Annotated in this window: 9 protein-coding genes; 3 read left to right on the top strand and 6 right to left on the bottom strand. The window is 70.8% G+C overall.

Annotated features, from left to right (window positions below; translation table 11 throughout):
• Positions 1–27 precede the first annotated feature (27 nt).
• The 5 genes from OH809_RS26665 to OH809_RS26645 all read right to left on the bottom strand — a co-directional run bounded on the left by OH809_RS26665 (position 28) and on the right by OH809_RS26645 (position 9,142).
• The gene (locus OH809_RS26665; protein WP_406420091.1) at positions 28–402 is read right to left on the bottom strand and encodes a hypothetical protein; all 375 of its coding nucleotides are present in this window, start codon (positions 400–402) and stop codon (positions 28–30) included.
• Positions 403–484: 82 nt separating this feature from the next.
• Complete coding sequence (locus tag OH809_RS26660; protein ID WP_406420092.1) at positions 485–2,002, bottom strand: methyltransferase domain-containing protein; 1,518 nt, start codon at positions 2,000–2,002, stop codon at positions 485–487.
• Positions 2,003–2,032: 30 nt separating this feature from the next.
• Positions 2,033–3,274: a hypothetical protein gene (locus tag OH809_RS26655; RefSeq protein WP_406420094.1), complete on the bottom strand. Its 1,242-nt coding sequence runs from the start codon at positions 3,272–3,274 to the stop codon at positions 2,033–2,035.
• Between the two features lie 238 nt (positions 3,275–3,512).
• Complete coding sequence (locus OH809_RS26650) at positions 3,513–7,055, bottom strand: CDP-glycerol glycerophosphotransferase family protein (protein WP_406515706.1); 3,543 nt, start codon at positions 7,053–7,055, stop codon at positions 3,513–3,515.
• A gap of 95 nt (positions 7,056–7,150) precedes the next feature.
• Positions 7,151–9,142, bottom strand: coding sequence for a CDP-glycerol glycerophosphotransferase family protein (locus tag OH809_RS26645; protein WP_406515705.1), 1,992 nt, complete (start codon positions 9,140–9,142; stop codon positions 7,151–7,153).
• A 102-nt stretch (positions 9,143–9,244) separates the two neighbouring features.
• Between OH809_RS26645 and OH809_RS26640 the strand changes: the two genes are divergently transcribed.
• Entirely contained in the window at positions 9,245–12,709 is a 3,465-nt protein-coding gene (locus tag OH809_RS26640; protein WP_406515704.1) for a CDP-glycerol glycerophosphotransferase family protein, read from the top strand.
• Here the strand turns inward: OH809_RS26640 and OH809_RS26635 are convergent.
• Positions 12,696–13,304 carry a TetR/AcrR family transcriptional regulator gene (locus tag OH809_RS26635; protein ID WP_406420100.1) on the bottom strand — a complete coding sequence of 203 codons (609 nt, stop codon included), beginning with the start codon at positions 13,302–13,304 and terminating at the stop codon, positions 12,696–12,698. The genes OH809_RS26640 and OH809_RS26635 overlap by 14 nt on opposite strands.
• A 184-nt stretch (positions 13,305–13,488) precedes the next feature.
• Here OH809_RS26635 and OH809_RS26630 point away from each other — a divergent pair, with 184 nt between their 5' ends.
• Entirely contained in the window at positions 13,489–14,403 is a 915-nt protein-coding gene (locus tag OH809_RS26630; RefSeq protein ID WP_406420102.1) for an ABC transporter permease, read from the top strand.
• Positions 14,404–14,407: 4 nt separating this feature from the next.
• A complete protein-coding gene (locus tag OH809_RS26625) occupies positions 14,408–15,187 on the top strand; it encodes an ABC transporter ATP-binding protein (RefSeq protein ID WP_406516284.1) in 780 nt (259 codons plus the stop codon).
• Positions 15,188–15,209 lie beyond the last annotated feature (22 nt).

Genomic DNA, 15,209 nt, shown 5'->3' with positions numbered 1-15,209 from the left:
GGCGCACCCGGCCCCGGGATGCGCCTCTCAGCGTTGCTGGCCCGCCATGACCGTGGCGAGGCCGACGACGACAAGAAGCGAGCCGCCCCAGGTCCACATCGAGGTGCGCTCGTGCAGCACCGTCGATCCGGCCATCACGATCAGCAGGTAGCCGAGCGCGTTGAACGGGTACGCGATGCTGAGCGGCACCTTGGCCAGCGTCGCCATCCAGGCGAGCGCGGAGACCGCGAAGACGACCAGCCCGAGGATGACCCACGGGCTGGTCGCGGCACGGATCGCGAGCGATCCGCCGTCGCGCCCGGCCGCCGCCGCGGCACCCTTCATACCGTGTTTGAGCATGATCTGGCCGCCCGCCGACGCGAACACGGCGAACAGGAGCAGCGTCAGACTGGGCAGGGTCAAGGTCTTGCTCCTGACTGCGGGGGCGGGCGGCGGCCCGGGAGCGCGTGAGGGGGCGGGCACGGAGGCGGCGGGAGCCGCGGTCTCAGACGCCGACCCGGTCGGCAGGGACGTACTGTCGGTTGAGGATGTCCTGAACATCGACGTGCTCTCCAGCGATGATCGTCTCGGCCGCATGCGGGGTGAGCAGTGCGACGTGCTGATAGCCGAACAGCGTCGGCCGGATCCGGGTCAGCAGCTTCGAGAGCCCGCTGAGGATCGCGGGGAGGGGGCCGCGGCCGCCGAGGAGGGACCAGAACGGCGCGCCGGTGGAGGCGATGTCGAGGACGTCGTAGCCCGCGTTCCGGACGGTGCGGCGGAGGCTGGCCCGGGTGAAGAAACGCAGATGCGTTTCGTCGAGGATGCCGCGCCGGTCGTAGTCGAAGATCCCGAGCGCGACCCGCAGCCGTGCGTACCAGTGGCTGAAGTTCGGTACGGAGAGAAGTACCTGGCCGCCCGGCCGCAGCACGGTCGCCACCTCGGAGAGGACACGTTCGGGGCGGGAGAGGTGCTCGATGACATCGCCGGCGACCACATAGTCGAAGTCGACGCCGATCTCGGCGGGCAGCCCCTCCTCCAGGTTGGCGAGACGGAAGTGTGTGCACTTCTCGCGGACCCCTGGCACCTCGATGTAGTCGACGCCGGTCACTTCGTGGCCGAGGGCTTCGAGGCGCTGGGCGAACAGCCCGCCGGAACAGCCGAGATCGAGCACACGGCCGGGCGGGAGCGCCCGCATCTTCTCCAGGATGACGGCGTGCGAGGAGCCGTCGCCCTCCTTGAAGGCGTACTCGACCGGCTTGGGGATCCAGGCGCAGGTGCCGAATCCCTTGACGGCGAGGCGGTATTCGAGGACGTCCTTGACGACGTCCTTCGCGTACTTCATGCCGTTGACGTAGCAGATCTCGTCGCCGTAGTACGTCGGTACGGGGATCTCCTTGATGCGCATTCCTTCGTTGAGCAGCTGGACGATGATCTGCGTGTCGAAGTCGAACGCGTCGGTGTTCCGGCCGATCGGCAGCTTCTTGAGTGCCGCGACGCTGTAGGCGCGGTAGCCGGAGTGGAATTCGGTGAGCTGCGAGCCGAGAAGCCCGTTCTCCAGACGGGTGAGAATGCGGTTGCCGAGCCATTTGTACATCGGCATGCCGCCCTTGAGGGCGCTGCCGGACTTCATCATCCGCGATCCGAACACGGCTTCGCATTCGCCGCGTTCAATGGGGTCGACCATGTCGGGAAGCAATTCGGGGGCGTACTGTCCGTCGGCGTGCAGCAGCACGATGATGTCGAGTCCGTGTTCGGCGGCCAGCGCGTATCCGGCCTTCTGGTTCCCGCCGTATCCGAGGTTCTTGGTGTGCCGCATCACGACGGTCCGGGGCATCCCCTCCGTCTGGGACCAGCGGCATCCTGCGGTGAAGGTCGCGTCATGGCTCGCGTCGTCGAGAATGAGGACCTCCGAGATCCGGGACCGGAAATCCTCCGGAATGCGGTCGAGGGTGTTCTCCAGCGTCGTCTCGGCGTTGTACGCGACCACCAGGATGCCGATCCTGGGGCTGGTGCTTTCCTTCACGGGAGGTTCTCCAGTTGTGCTCGGGTGTGGTCAGTTGCCGGCGGAACCGGATGGCTGTGAGGCACGGGGCGCCGTGACCGACGCCCGTTCGGCGGAGGTCGACGAGGGCTCGGTCGGCGAGGCGGCGAGGATCTTGCGGACGCCGGCGACCAGTCCGATCGCGAGGACGAACCACCCGGCGGCGCCGAGCTGCAGCACCGTTTCGCTCCAGCGCACGGCGGAGCGTCCCTGGTAGCCGAGGACGGCCGTCCAGCCGAGCAGGCAGCTGTACGCGAGTCCCTCCCAGAACCCGATGACGAACATCGCGGCTGCCGCCCAGGTCAGGTACTGGAGGGCAGAGGCGGTGGAGAGGAGGAGCAGCAGGCCCATCGTCACGGCGACGACCCCGGGCAGCTGCGCGGGCCGCACCCAGGCCAGCCAGACGCCGACGGCCACGCAGATCAGCACGAAGAGGAAGTGGCCCTCGCCGCGGATGAAGGCGATGAACGACTCCGGCAGACCGAGCACATCGGCGAACCGGACGAGCCCCCAGAGGCGGTAGTTGCCGCCCGCGTACTCCAGGACGTTCTCCTTGAGGTTCTCCGGCACGGTCACCAGGACCGGTCCCCAGACGAGGGCGAACAGGGCGGTGAACCCCGCGGTGAAGCGGACGAACGCCGGCCGTCCGCCGCGCAGTGCGACGACGAACAGCGCGGGGATCACCACGACGGGGATGAACTTGACGCTGATGGAGAGCGCGGCGGCCACCCCCGCGGCCAGCGGCGCCTTCCGGTCGGCCAGCAGATACGCGGCGGCGAGGGCGAAGGTGATGGCGACCGCGTCGGTGTTGCCGTGGTACCCGGAGGTGGCGATCAGTACGGGGCTGAGGGCCACGCCCGCTCCGCAGGCGACCGCCGTACGGAGAGAGCCGCGCCGCCGGACGATTTCGAACACGACGAGCGCGCAGAAGAAGTCGGCGATCGAGGCAGGTGATCGGATCAGCGTCCCGAACGGAATTCCGATTTCGGTGAGTTCGTTCAGCCCGAGAAGCATCCATCCGGCCAGCGGCGGATGGTTGTAGACGGGCAGGCCGGGCAGCGGCTGCTCATAAATGCGAATGGGGCCGTAAACGGTGATGGCTTTTGCGAAACCTTGGAAGATGCGCACGTCGGCGGGGCCCGGTGTGTTTGCCGCGATCAGCATTCTGACGAGCAGCCCGACGGCTGCGGCGACGAGCACGACGGCTCTTGCGCGTCGTACGTTCCAGGTGTCGCACCACATTCGGATACCCATGAAAACAGAACGTAGCAACCAGAGGCCGCTATACAGCGCACCGATCAACACACTTAAGCGGGATGCGAATCGATTCCCTGCTCAACAGCACCTGCACCGGATGGCGCGAATCACTCGAACGGTTCATGCAGCCTGCATTCTCACGAGCCCGTTCGCGTTCGCCGCCGCTTCAGCACCGAGCCCGATGCCGGTCCCCCCGGTGTACGGGGGCCGGCACCGGGGAACACCGCTGCGCCGCCTACAGCATCCGGTCGACCACTCGCTGCGCCGCGTGCCCGTCGTCGAGATCACAGAAGTCCCGCCGAAATGCCTCGTACGCCTGCGCGTGTCCCTCGGTGGCCCGGACCGGATCACGCAGCGCCTCGACGAGGCCGTCGGAGTCGGGGATCAGGGGACCGGGGGCGCGGTTCTCGAAGTCGAAACAGAAGCCGCGCAGGGTGTCGCGGTAGTGGGCCAGGTCGTACGTGTGGAACAGCATCGGGCGCCCGGTCTGCGCGAAGTCGAACATCAGCGAGGAGTAGTCGGTGACCAGCGCGTCGCTGATCAGCATCAGCTCGCCGACGTCCCCGTACCGCGAGACGTCCCGCACGAAGCCGCTTCCGGTGTCCGGGAGCCGGTCGGTGACCAGATAGTGGCGGCGCACCAACAGCACGCTGTCGGAGCCGAGTTCTCGTTCGGCGGCCGCCAGATCGAGCTGCAGGTCGAGGGCATACCTGCCGCCGCCCTGCGGCCGGTCCTCGCGCCAGGTCGGCGCGTACAGCACGACCCGCCTGCCCGAGGGGATCCCCAGCCGCTCCCGCACCGAGGCGGCCACCTTGGTGCGGTCCGATGCGTGGAAGAGGTCATTGCGGGGGTAGCCGCACTCCAGCATCTCCCCCCGATAGCCGAAGGAGCGCCGCAGGACGGGGGTGGAGAAGCTGTTCGGGGAGACGAGGACGCTCCACTGACTTGCGCGCTGTTCAATGCCGGCGATGTAGGCGGCGTTGGCCTGGACGGTGCCCGCGAGGTCGAGGCCGATGCGCTTGAGGGGGGTGCCGTGCCAGGTCTGCACGACGGTCTGGCCGTCGCGCCGTTCGAACCAATCGGGCAGCTGGGTGTTGGTGACGATGTGACGGCTGCGGGCCAGCGCCTCGTGCCAGGCGGCGGAGCCGTGGACGACGGCGGTGGCGCCTGCCGGGATGCGGGCCTGCTGGTCACGGACGACCCACAGGTGCTCGAACTCGGTCGTGCGGGCGGCCAGTTCCTCGTAGATCGCCCGCGGTGAGTCGGAGTACTGGCGGCCGTCGAAGCTGCTGTAGAGCACGGCCTCGCGCAGGGGTGCCGCCGTGCGCTGCCGTCCGTACGCCTCGCGCAGCAGCCGCTTGCCGCGGACGCCGCGTTCGGCGGCGGTGAGCACCGACGCGCAGTCGATGAGCAGCTGGTCGTGGTAGCGCCGCTCGATGACGTACCGACGCCCCGCAAGGGTTCGCGTGGCGGGGAGGGTGCGGTGGGCGGCGGCCGGGATGCGCAGTGGCAGGTCGAGCGCGTCGTCGGTGGCGCCCTTCTCGCGGAGGAAGAGGTACCAGTGGCCCTCGCCCAGCGGCAGTGCCCCGCCGGGTGCCTCGACGGCGTCCGGCCGCAGCTCGGCCCGGAACCGGCGCGCCTCGGCGGGCCCGGAGAGGGCCACCGGGAACACGGCCTCCTCCCGGTGTCCGCTGTGCCGGGCGACCAGCTCGACGGGGCGGTCCGGGTCGTCGGGGAAGGTGCCCTCCAGGAGCAGCAGGCCGTCCTCGGTCCAGCTCGCCAGCTCGCAGACGGGCTGTACGGTCCGGTCGCTGATCAGCAGATTGCCGCGGGAGCCGGCGGTGAGAGCGAGCTCCCGCCTGCCGCCGTCCGCGCCGCGCCCGACCGGGTAGCGGCCCGGCAGGACGGGTCCCGGCACATCGATCGGTGTCCGGCGGCCGTCCGGCCCGACGAGGTGGAGGCTGTACGGGACGGTGCCCGCGCCCGTCGGCGGCCGGGCGCCGGTCAACGCGCCGATCGCGATCTCGGCGGTGAAGCGCCGCCAGCCGGCCGCCGACGGCACGGCGCCCTCGTGGACCGCCGCCGGACAGTCGAAGGAGGTGCCGGAGGGCCGGTGGGTGAGGCCGATCCGCAACGGGCCCGTGCCCAGGCGGTCGCGGATCATGCCGTCGATCACCACGGTGCGTGTCCCGTCGCCCGCGTCGCCCTCCCGGTGCGTCTCGAACCGGGCGTCGATCCGCTCGGCGTGCAGCACCAGCTTGCCGCTCTCGAAGGCGGGCACGATCCGGTGGTCGCCGTCCGGCCGGTGCACGGGCGGCGCCGCCGCCGCCTCGTCGGTGGAGACGTCGGAGCGGCGCAGCATCCCGTGCCCGGCGATGCCGATTTCGAGCCGCCAGGTGAGCCGTTCGGCAGGGCCGCCGGGATCGATCCGGAGCCTGGCCGGGTCGACGACCGTCTCGAAGCCGGACCGGTCGTAGTCGTGCAGGCTCTGCCGGGAGCGTGCGGTGGCCTCCGGCTCGTCGACGGTACGCAGCCGCAGCGGCACCAGATGCCGTCGGCCGGCCCGCAGCCAGCCCGCCCGGAACTCGCTGCGCCGCGAGGCGGCGGGCAGGTTGCGGATGTAGGCGTACCCCTTGAGGTGCAGCTTTCCGCCCTGCCAGTGCGCCTCGCGCAGCCGGGCGGTGAGCGGCAGGTCCCGGTCGCTGACGCGTAGCACCGCCCGTGGCACGGGCCGCGTCAGTCCCGGGTACGAGGCGCTGCGGCGCCGCACGCCCCGTACGGCGAACGCGCCCGGTTCGGCCTTGTCGTGGGCGAGCAGCGCCAGCAGTTCGTCGGTGCGCCGTTCGCGTACGAGGTGCCACATCAGGCGCAGGCGCAGCGGCAGCCCGTCGAGGACGGTGGGGTCGACCTGGTCGGTGAACTCGTTGGCGTACGTGAGGAAGGCGCGGCGGTACTCGTCGTCGCCGTCGGGCAGCGCCTCCATGAAGTACCAGAGGTCGTTGGCGAGGACATGCGCCTCGTAGCGACGCTTGTCGGCTGCGCTGCGGTGCTCGTCGAGGAAGGTGGAGACGCCCAGTACGTGCGAGGCCCGGTCCTGGATGCCGCGGACGACGGCGCGGCGGGTGGTGATCGAGCCCGCCCGGTCGCGCCAGTGGTAGACGGGGTCCTTGACGACGTCGACGGTGCGGGCCAGGAAGTGGGCGGGGAGGACGACGGGAATGTCCTCGTAGAGGGCGCCGACCGGGAAGGCGAAGGCGTGCTCGTTCCAGAAGGACCGGCGGAAGACCTTGTTGCAGGCGATCCGGTCGGCGGCCAGGTCCCAGTCGCGGGAGATGTGGGTGCGCAGCCGGGTGCTCGCCATGGGTTTGCGGAAGTTGGGCGACTGCTGGAGCTTGCCGGAGGCGCGCAGCCGGAGCACATTGCCGGACGCGAGGTCGGAGCCGGTCTCGTCGAGTGCGCTGACGAGGAGTTCGTACGCGCGGGGCGGGAGGATGTCGTCGCTGTCCACGAAGGCGAGGTAGCTGCTGCCCGGGTCGCAGTTGCGGACACCGGTGTTGCGGGCGTGCCCGAGTCCGCCGTTCTTCTGGCTGACCAGCCGGAAGCGGCTGTCCTGCGCGGCGAATGCGGTGGCCAGGGCGGCACTGTCGTCGGTGGACCCGTCGTCGACCATCACCACCTCCAGATCGGCCATGGTCTGCTCCGCGAGGGACTTCAGGCAGTCCGTCAGATAGAGCTCGACGTTGTGGACGGGGACGACGACACTGAGCCGTGGCGGCATGTTGAGCACGTCCGTTCATCGGGGGCCTGGTTGTCCGTATGGCTCAACCCCGTGAACGCCCGGGGGTCACCGGTTACGGCCTCGAACGTGTGACATTAGGCGCCGTCCAGGAACAGTCGTCGCACCACGCGTTCGGCGGCGCGCCCGTCGTCGTACGGACAGAACCGCTCCCGGAACGCGGCCCGGAGCGCGGTGGTCTCCGCCGACCGCCACTCCCCCGAACTGAATACCTCGATCAGTTCGTCCTCGGTGGTGGCGACGGCGCCCGGGGTGTCGCCGGGGCGGCCGGACAGCAGGTCGAAGTAGGTGCCGCGCGAGGCCCGGTAGGCGGCCCAGTCCGGGGCGTAGCTGATGATCGGGCGGTCCAGGCAGGCGTAGTCGAACATCAGGGACGAGTAGTCGGTGATCAACACGTCGGAGGCGAGGCAGAGTTCCTCGACGGACGGGTGCCCGGTCACATCGATCACACGGGCGCCGTGCAGCTGCGCGGAGCGGCCGTAGAAGTAGTGGGCGCGCACCAGCACCACATGATCCGGACCGAGTTCGCGGGCGAGGCGTTCCAGGTCGAGGCGGGGGACGAAGCCCTTGCGGTAGTCGCGGTGGGTCGGTGCGTACAACAGTGCGGTCTGTCCGGGGGCGAGGGAGAGCCGGTCCCGGAGTTCGGCCCGCTGCGCGGCGGTGGCGGTGAAGAAGATGTCGTTGCGCGGGTAGCCGAGGTTCAGATGCTCGTACGAGGACGGGTAGACCCGGTCCCAGGTCTCGGTGGTGTGCGGGTTGGCGGAGAGGGAGAAGTCCCACTGGTCGGCGTGGGCGACGATCTTGTCGAAGCTGATGCCGTTGGTGAGGGCCGGGTAGGCGCGCTGGTCGAGCCCCATGGTCTTGAGCGGGGTGCCGTGGTGGGTCTGGAGGTAAACCTGGCCGGGGCGCTTGGTGAAGCCGCCGGGGAAGCTGGAGTTGTTGATCAGATACGTGGCGGTGGCCATGGCCCGCCAGTAGGCGCGGGAGCCCTCGATGACGTACGGGGTCCCGGGCTCCATCCGGTCGCGGTGGCGGGACGAGACGACCCAGACGCCCCGGATGTGCGGGGCGAGTTCGCGCGCCTTGGCGTGGATCGCGGCAGGGTTGCAGGCGACGCCCCGGTTCCAGTAGGCGCCGTACACCGCGAGGTGGGGGTCGAGCGGCCGGTGCAGGTCGGTGCGGTAAGCGGCGCGCATGACGCGGGCGCGCAGCGTCTTCTTCCGGCGGCGCAGGGCGGCGGTGGTCCGGGCGCGCCGGTCGCGGGCGGCCTGCTGGGCACGGTGGGCGGTGTAGCTGCCGGGAAGGCCGGCGGCGCGGTGGAAGGCGGGGCGGTCGGGCGGAGCGATCCGGCCGGGGTCGGCGAGCACGGCGCGCAGATGGCGGTTGCGCGCCTCCTCGACGCGCGGGTCGTGGTCCGTCTCGGTGCGCAGCCGCTCGTACGCGTCGATGACCGCGAAGTGGTGGCGGCCGGGGGTGGTGGCGAAGGTGCCGGTACGGCGGATGCGGTGGCGGACACAGATCCGGTCGAGCTCGGCGAGGGTGCCCGCGTCGGCGGCGAGGAGTTCGGCACGGTGGACGGGGAGAACGTCCTCGTAGGGTCCGTCGGTGAAGTGGAGGCCGTGCCCCGTCCAGAACTCCCGGCGGAAGAGCCGGTTGCGGACGGACGGGAGACCGTCGGCGGGGACGGTATCGCCCCACCAGTCGATGCGGTCGTGCCCGAGGAGCAGCACATCGGGCTCGCTCCGGGCGAGCCGGTCGGCGATCGCTTCCGGTGCACCCGGTCGCAGCAGGTCGTCCCCATCGAGGAAGAGCAGGTACGTGCCGCGCGCCTCAGCGGCCCCCGCGTTGCGGGCCGGCCCCGCACCGCGATGCCTGGGAAGGCTCAACACCCTTGCTCTGTGGTCGCGTTCGGCGAACTCGGCGGCGATCTCGGCGCTGCCGTCCGTCGATCCGTCGTCGACGACGATCAGCTCGGTCCCGGCGTCCGACCGGTCGAGCACGGACTCCAGGGTCTCCCTGAGATATCCCTGAACGCGATGGACGGGCACGACGACACTGAGACGGAGCATGGCAGCCGAGCGTAACCGCGCACGGACCGCGTGCCGAATCGCGTGTTCACCCGTTCGGGTCAGTGCCGGTGACCAGGGGCGTCCGCGAGGGTTGACCCGGGCATGAAGCCTCGTCTCAGTGTCGTCGTCCCCGTCCACAACGTCGAGGAGTATCTGGAGCCATGCCTGCGGTCGGTGGCCGAGCAGTCCGTCGACGCCATCGAGGTGGTGCTCGTCGACGACGGCTCGACGGACGGCAGCACGGCGATCGCCGAGGCCTTCGCCGCCCACGACCGGCGCTTCCGCTATGTCCGCCAGCCCAATGCGGGGCTGAGCGCGGCCCGTAACGCGGGGGTGCGGCACACCACCCCCGGCATCCCGTATCTGGCGTTCGCCGACAGCGACGACATCGTCGTCCACGACGGGTACGAGCGGATGCTGGCATCACTGGAGTCGACCGGATCGGACCTGGCGACCGGCAATGTCTGGCGGCTGACCGAGCAGGGCAGGCAGCAGGCCTGGCAGTACCGCTGGCTGACCGGGACCCGCGCCCGCACCCACATCAGCCGAGACCCCCGGCTGCTCGCCGACCGGGTCGCCTGGAACAAGGTGTTCCGGCGTTCGTTCTGGGACCGGCACGCCTTCGCCTTTCCGGAGGGGAAGCTCTACGAGGACACCCCGGTGATGATCCCCGCGCACTTCCTCGCCGGTTCCGTCGACGTGCTGCACGAGCACGTCTACTACTGGCGGGTGCGGGAGGGTTCGATCACCCGGCGGCGTACGGATGTGAAGGGCGTACGGGACCGGATCGCGGCATGCGAACAGGTCAGCGCGTTTCTCGGCGGACGGGAGGCGAACAGGGGCGCGCGCCATCGCTACGACGCGTCCTGCCTGCGCGACGACTTCGTGTACTTCCTGGAGGGGCTGCCGATGGGCGGGCCCGAGTACCGGGACGCGTTCATGGCCGGTGCGGGCGCGTTCCTCGACCGTGCGGGGCCGGCGGTCCTCGACGAGCTGCCCGTGGAGCTGCGGATCAAGTGGCAGCTGGTGCGGGAGCGCAGGACGGCCGAGCTGCTGTCGGCACTCGCCTTCGAACGGGCCAATGGCGCGGGGACGTTCGCGGTCACCGGTGTGCCGGGACGGCGGCGGGCGTCCTTCCCCGGCGTGGCGGAGAGCGCCCGCCCGGCCAGGACCGATCTCCCCGCGGTTGCGCGGCTGCTCGGGGCGGAGTGGGGCGGCGACGGGAAGCTCCGGCTGCGCGGATACGCGTACATCCGCAATCTGTCGGCCTCGGCGCCGCGCCACTCGCTGAAGATGGGGATGGTGCGAGCGGCCCGCGGCACACAGCTGCGGAGCGTGCCCGTGCGGACCGTTCCCGCCCCTGAGGCGACCATCGACTCCGGCCAGGAGTTGCACAGTTATGACCGGTCCGGCTTCGAGCTGGTCCTCGACCCGAGGCGGCTGCGGCCGGGCAGCTGGCTGGTCGGGGTGGTGGTCGCCGGGCACGGTGTGGTGCGCCGCGTCGCGGTGCGGGCCGTGGAGGCGGGTGCGGTCCAGCCGCTGGTCCACGACCTGGGCGACGGGCGGCGGGCGGTGCTCGACTACCGGGGCGGGCGGCTGCAGCTGACCGTGGCGCAGCTGTCCGCCCGGTGCGAGGCTCATCGCACGGGGGAAGAGCTGGAGTTGACGGGCCGGCTGTACGGGGGTGCGCGGCCGAAGTCGCTGGTGCTGACGTGCGACGGGGCGCTGGAGAGCGAGTACCGCTACCCGTTCGAGTGCCGGGCCGGCGAACGCTTCACGGTACGGATCCCCCTCACCGACCTCGCCCGCATGGCGGACGCACCCGGCCCGCCGCACCGGGCACCGCGCGAGGTCGAGGCGGAGCCCGGCGGTCGGTGGCGGGCACGGCTGATCCTTGTGGACGGCTCCCGCGTGCCGCTCCCCGCCGCACCGGACCTGCCGCTTCCGGCACTGGCCGACGCGGGGGGCGAACTGGTCCTGGACCTGACCGGGCAGCCGGTCGTGGACCGGGCCGAGTGGACGGCGGACGGGGCTCTGCGCCTGGAGGGCGCGGCAGGTTCGGCGGAGAACGCACCCCTGCTCGTACTGCGGCATGACGCGCGGCGCGAGACGGTGACCCTCCCGGTGACGTACGAAGAAACGCCCGGGGGCCGGCGCGGGACAGGCCGTTTCACCGCGTTCCTCGCCCCGTCGGTCGCGGCGGGTCTGCACGAGGGGCGCTGGGAATCGCATCTGGGCGGGCTGCCCGTCCGGGTGCTGACCGCGCTCACCGCGCGGCTGCCACTCCGCGGGAAGGGCGAACACGTCGGCTTTGACCGGGAGTTCACTCTCGACCGCCGACACGGCGACCGGCTGACCGTGCACGCGGGCCCGGTCCTCGCACCCGCCGAACGGGGCGCGTACCGCCAGGCCGCCCTCCGTGGCACGTACTACCCGGCGCAGCGCGCCCTGCCGCTGCGCGACACCGTTCTGTACACCGGCGGCGACTCCCCGCGCGCCGTCCACCACGAACTCGTGCGCCGGGGCGTGGAGTTCGAGCACCTCTGGGTGGCGGACGGGCGGCAGGGGCACCTTCCGCCCACCGCCGTGCCGGTCGTCGAGCACAGCACCGCCTGGTACGAGGCCCTGGCACGGGCGCGCCGGATCGTCACCGCCGACCAGCTCCCCGAGTGGTTCGAGCGGCGCCCCGGGCAGACGGTCGTGCAGACCTGGCACGGCGCCCCGCTCGGCCGCTTCGGCACGGACCTCACCGACTCCCTCTACGCCGACCACCAGCACCTGGCGTCCCTGCCGCACCGCGCCGCCCAGTGGTCCGTCCTGGTCTCCCCCAGCAGCTGGGCCACCCCCCATCTGCGCGGCGCGCTCGCCTACGACGGCGAGGTCCTGGAGGCCGGCTCGCCCGCCAACGATCTGCTCTTCGCCGCCGACCGGGAGAAGACCGCCGAGCGGGTACGGCGAGGGCTCGGCATCCCGGCCGGGCGCCAGGTGGTGCTGTACGCACCGACCTACCGGGACCACCTGGCCCACGCGGCCGCCGACGCCGGATCCCTCCGCTGTCGCTGGGATCCGGCGCTCGACCCCTCGGCCCTGTCGGAGGCGCTCGGCAACACCCACACCGTGCTGGTGCGCAGGCATCCGCGGGTGACCGGCTCCGTGCCCGACGGCCCCCTCGTACGCGATGTGTCCGCGCACCCGGACACCGCCGAGCTGCTGCTGATCGCCGATGTCCTGGTCACCGACTACGCGGGGCTGATGTTCGACTTCGCGCACACCGGCCGGCCCATGCTCTTCCACACGTACGACCTGGAGCACTACCGCGACACCGTGCGCGGCTTCTGCCTCGACTTCGAGACCCGTGCCCCCGGCCCGCTGCTGGTCGGCACGGACGAGATCGCCAGGGCGCTGCGCAACCCCAACACCCTGGCCGCGTCGGCGCAGCGGCATGCGGAGGCCTACGAGAGCTTCCGCAGGGACTTCTGCGACCTGGACGACGGCCGGGCGGCGGCCAGGGTCGTGGACCGGCTGCTGGCGCAGCAGGCTGCGGAGGGGGCGGTCAGTTCTTCTTGAGGGCGGCGACCGCCGAGGCGGCGAGATCGTCCAGGTACCCCTTGGGCAGCTCGCCGCGGACGACCGCGAGCCGCCAGTAGAGCGGTCCGACGATCAGGTCCAGCGCGCGGTCCGGGTCGCTGTCCTCGGGCAGCTCGCCGCGGGCGACCGCGTCCCGGACGACCACGGCGGCGATGCCCTGCTGCGGGTCCAGCAGGGCCGCCTTGATCGTGTCCGAGATCTCCGGGTTGCGTGCCGCCTCGACCAGCAGGTCCGGGATGACCTGCGAGGCGACGGGGTGACGCAGGGCGTAGGCGGCCAGTTGCAGGACGGCGCGGACGTCCCCGTACAGCGAACCGGTGGCCGGTGCCGGCATGCCCTGGACCGCGACGGCGGAGACCAGATCGAGAACCAGCGCCAGCTTGGACTTCCAGCGGCGGTAGACGGCGGTCTTGCCGACGCCCGCGCGCCGGGCGATGCCCTCGATCGACATCCGGGCGAAGCCGACCGCCGCCAGTTCCTCGAAGACGGCGTTGCGAATGGCATCGGTGACGTCCTCGCGCAGCACAGCGGCTCCGGCGGGGACGCGGCGGCGGGTTCCCGGGGCGGTGGTCATGGCCAGAATGATAGTCCGTAACGACGGAACGGTTGCGTTGCGACGTCTTCGCGTCCTACCCTTGACGTAGCGACGATACGGTTCCGTTCCGGCGATCGCGATTGTTCCTGTCCTCCCGTCGAAAGCGATCGTGGTGAGCCAGACAACAGCCTCAGCGACCCCGCCGACCGCATCCGCTCAGGCGGTGGCCGATGCGGTCCCCGCCCACGCGCTCCACCCGGTGTACGAACCGGGCGAGCTCGCGGCGCTCGCGGCCCGGCACGGGCTGACCGTGAGCGGCGCCCGGCCGACCCTGGGCGCCTACATCCGGCAGCTGTGGGGGCGCAGGCACTTCATCACGGCATTCGCCACCGCCAAGCTCACCGCCCAGTACAGCGACGCGAAGCTCGGCCAGATCTGGCAGATCATGACCCCGCTGCTCAACGCGACGGTCTACTACTTCATCTTCGGCGTCCTGATGAACACGAAGCGCAACGTCGAGGACTTCGTGCCGTTCCTCGTCACGGGCGTCTTCATCTGGACCTTCACCAGCAGCTCGATCACTGCGGGCACCCGCGCGATCAGCGGCAACCTCGGCCTCGTACGGGCCCTGCACTTCCCGCGCGCCTCGCTGCCGATCGCCCTGGCCCTGCAGCAGCTCCAGCAGCTGCTGTTCTCGCTGGGCGCGCTGGTGCTGATCCTCATCGGGTTCGGGCAGTTCCCGCGGCCGTCCTGGCTGCTGGCCATTCCGGCACTCTTCCTGCAGGCCGTGTTCAACACCGGCGTCTCGATGGTGGTGGCACGGCTGGCCGCCCGGACCCCGGACATCGCCCAGCTGACGCCGTTCGTCCTGCGCACCTGGATGTACGCCTCCGGCGTCATGTGGAGCATCGACGCGCTGCTCAAGGGAGACCGGGTCCCGCACTTCGTGAAGGTCGCGCTGGAGTGCAATCCGGCCGCCGTCTTCATCGACCTGATGCGGTACGCCCTGATCGACAGTTTCAGCGGGTCCCAGCTGCCTCCGCATGTATGGGCCGTCGCCGCGGGCTGGGCGCTCGTGTGCGGGGTTGGCGGCTTCGTGTACTTCTGGAAGGCCGAGGAGCTGTACGGACGTGGCTGAGAACATGAATGGCACCAACGAGCGGGTCCCGACCGTCGTCGTCGACGACGTCCACATCACGTACAAGGTCAATGGCGCCCGTACCGGAAGGGGCAGCGCCACCTCTGCCCTCAGCCGGATCGCCTCGCGGCGGCAGGCCCCCGGAGTGCGCGAGGTGCACGCCGTGAAGGGCGTCAGTTTCGCCGCGTACAAGGGCGAGGCGATCGGCCTGATCGGCTCCAACGGCTCCGGGAAGTCGACGCTGCTGAAGGCGATCGCGGGTCTGCTGCCGCCGTCGAAGGGCCGGGTCCACACCCAGGGCCAGCCTTCGCTGCTCGGGGTCAACGCGGCCCTGATGAGCGATCTGACCGGCGAGCGGAACGTCATCCTCGGCGGGCTCGCGATGGGCATGACCCGCGAGGAGATCCGCGAGCGCTACGAGCAGATCGTCAACTTCTCCGGCATCAACGAGAAGGGCGATTTCATCACCCTCCCGATGCGGACGTATTCCTCGGGCATGGGCGCCCGGCTGCGCTTCTCCATCGCCGCCGCCAAGAGCCATGACGTCCTGCTGATCGACGAGGCGCTGTCCACGGGCGACGCCAAGTTCCAGCGGCGCAGCAAGGAGCGCATCATCGAGCTGCGCAAGGAAGCGGGCACGGTCTTCCTGGTCAGCCACAGCAACAAGTCGATCACCGAGACCTGCGACCGGGCGATCTGGCTGGAGGCAGGGACGCTGCGGATGGACGGTCCGGCGAAGGACGTCGTCGCCGCGTACGAGAAGTTCACCACCGCCAAGAAGTAGCGGACCCGAACCGAAGGGGGGC

The organism is Streptomyces sp. NBC_00873 (assembly GCF_045207415.1).
GTDB lineage: Bacteria > Actinomycetota > Actinomycetes > Streptomycetales > Streptomycetaceae > Streptomyces.
Note: the sequence above shows the minus strand (reverse complement) of the source record. Positions and strands in the feature narration are given on the sequence as shown.

Coding starts and splice junctions, on each gene's coding strand:
- OH809_RS26645 (WP_406515705.1), bottom strand. CDS start 9,142: ATGCTCCGTCTCAGTGTCGTCGTGCCCGTCCATCGCGTTCAGGGATAT.
- OH809_RS26635 (WP_406420100.1), bottom strand. CDS start 13,304: ATGACCACCGCCCCGGGAACCCGCCGCCGCGTCCCCGCCGGAGCCGCT.
- OH809_RS26655 (WP_406420094.1), bottom strand. CDS start 3,274: ATGGGTATCCGAATGTGGTGCGACACCTGGAACGTACGACGCGCAAGA.
- OH809_RS26625 (WP_406516284.1), top strand. CDS start 14,408: ATGAATGGCACCAACGAGCGGGTCCCGACCGTCGTCGTCGACGACGTC.
- OH809_RS26640 (WP_406515704.1), top strand. CDS start 9,245: ATGAAGCCTCGTCTCAGTGTCGTCGTCCCCGTCCACAACGTCGAGGAG.
- OH809_RS26650 (WP_406515706.1), bottom strand. CDS start 7,055: ATGCCGCCACGGCTCAGTGTCGTCGTCCCCGTCCACAACGTCGAGCTC.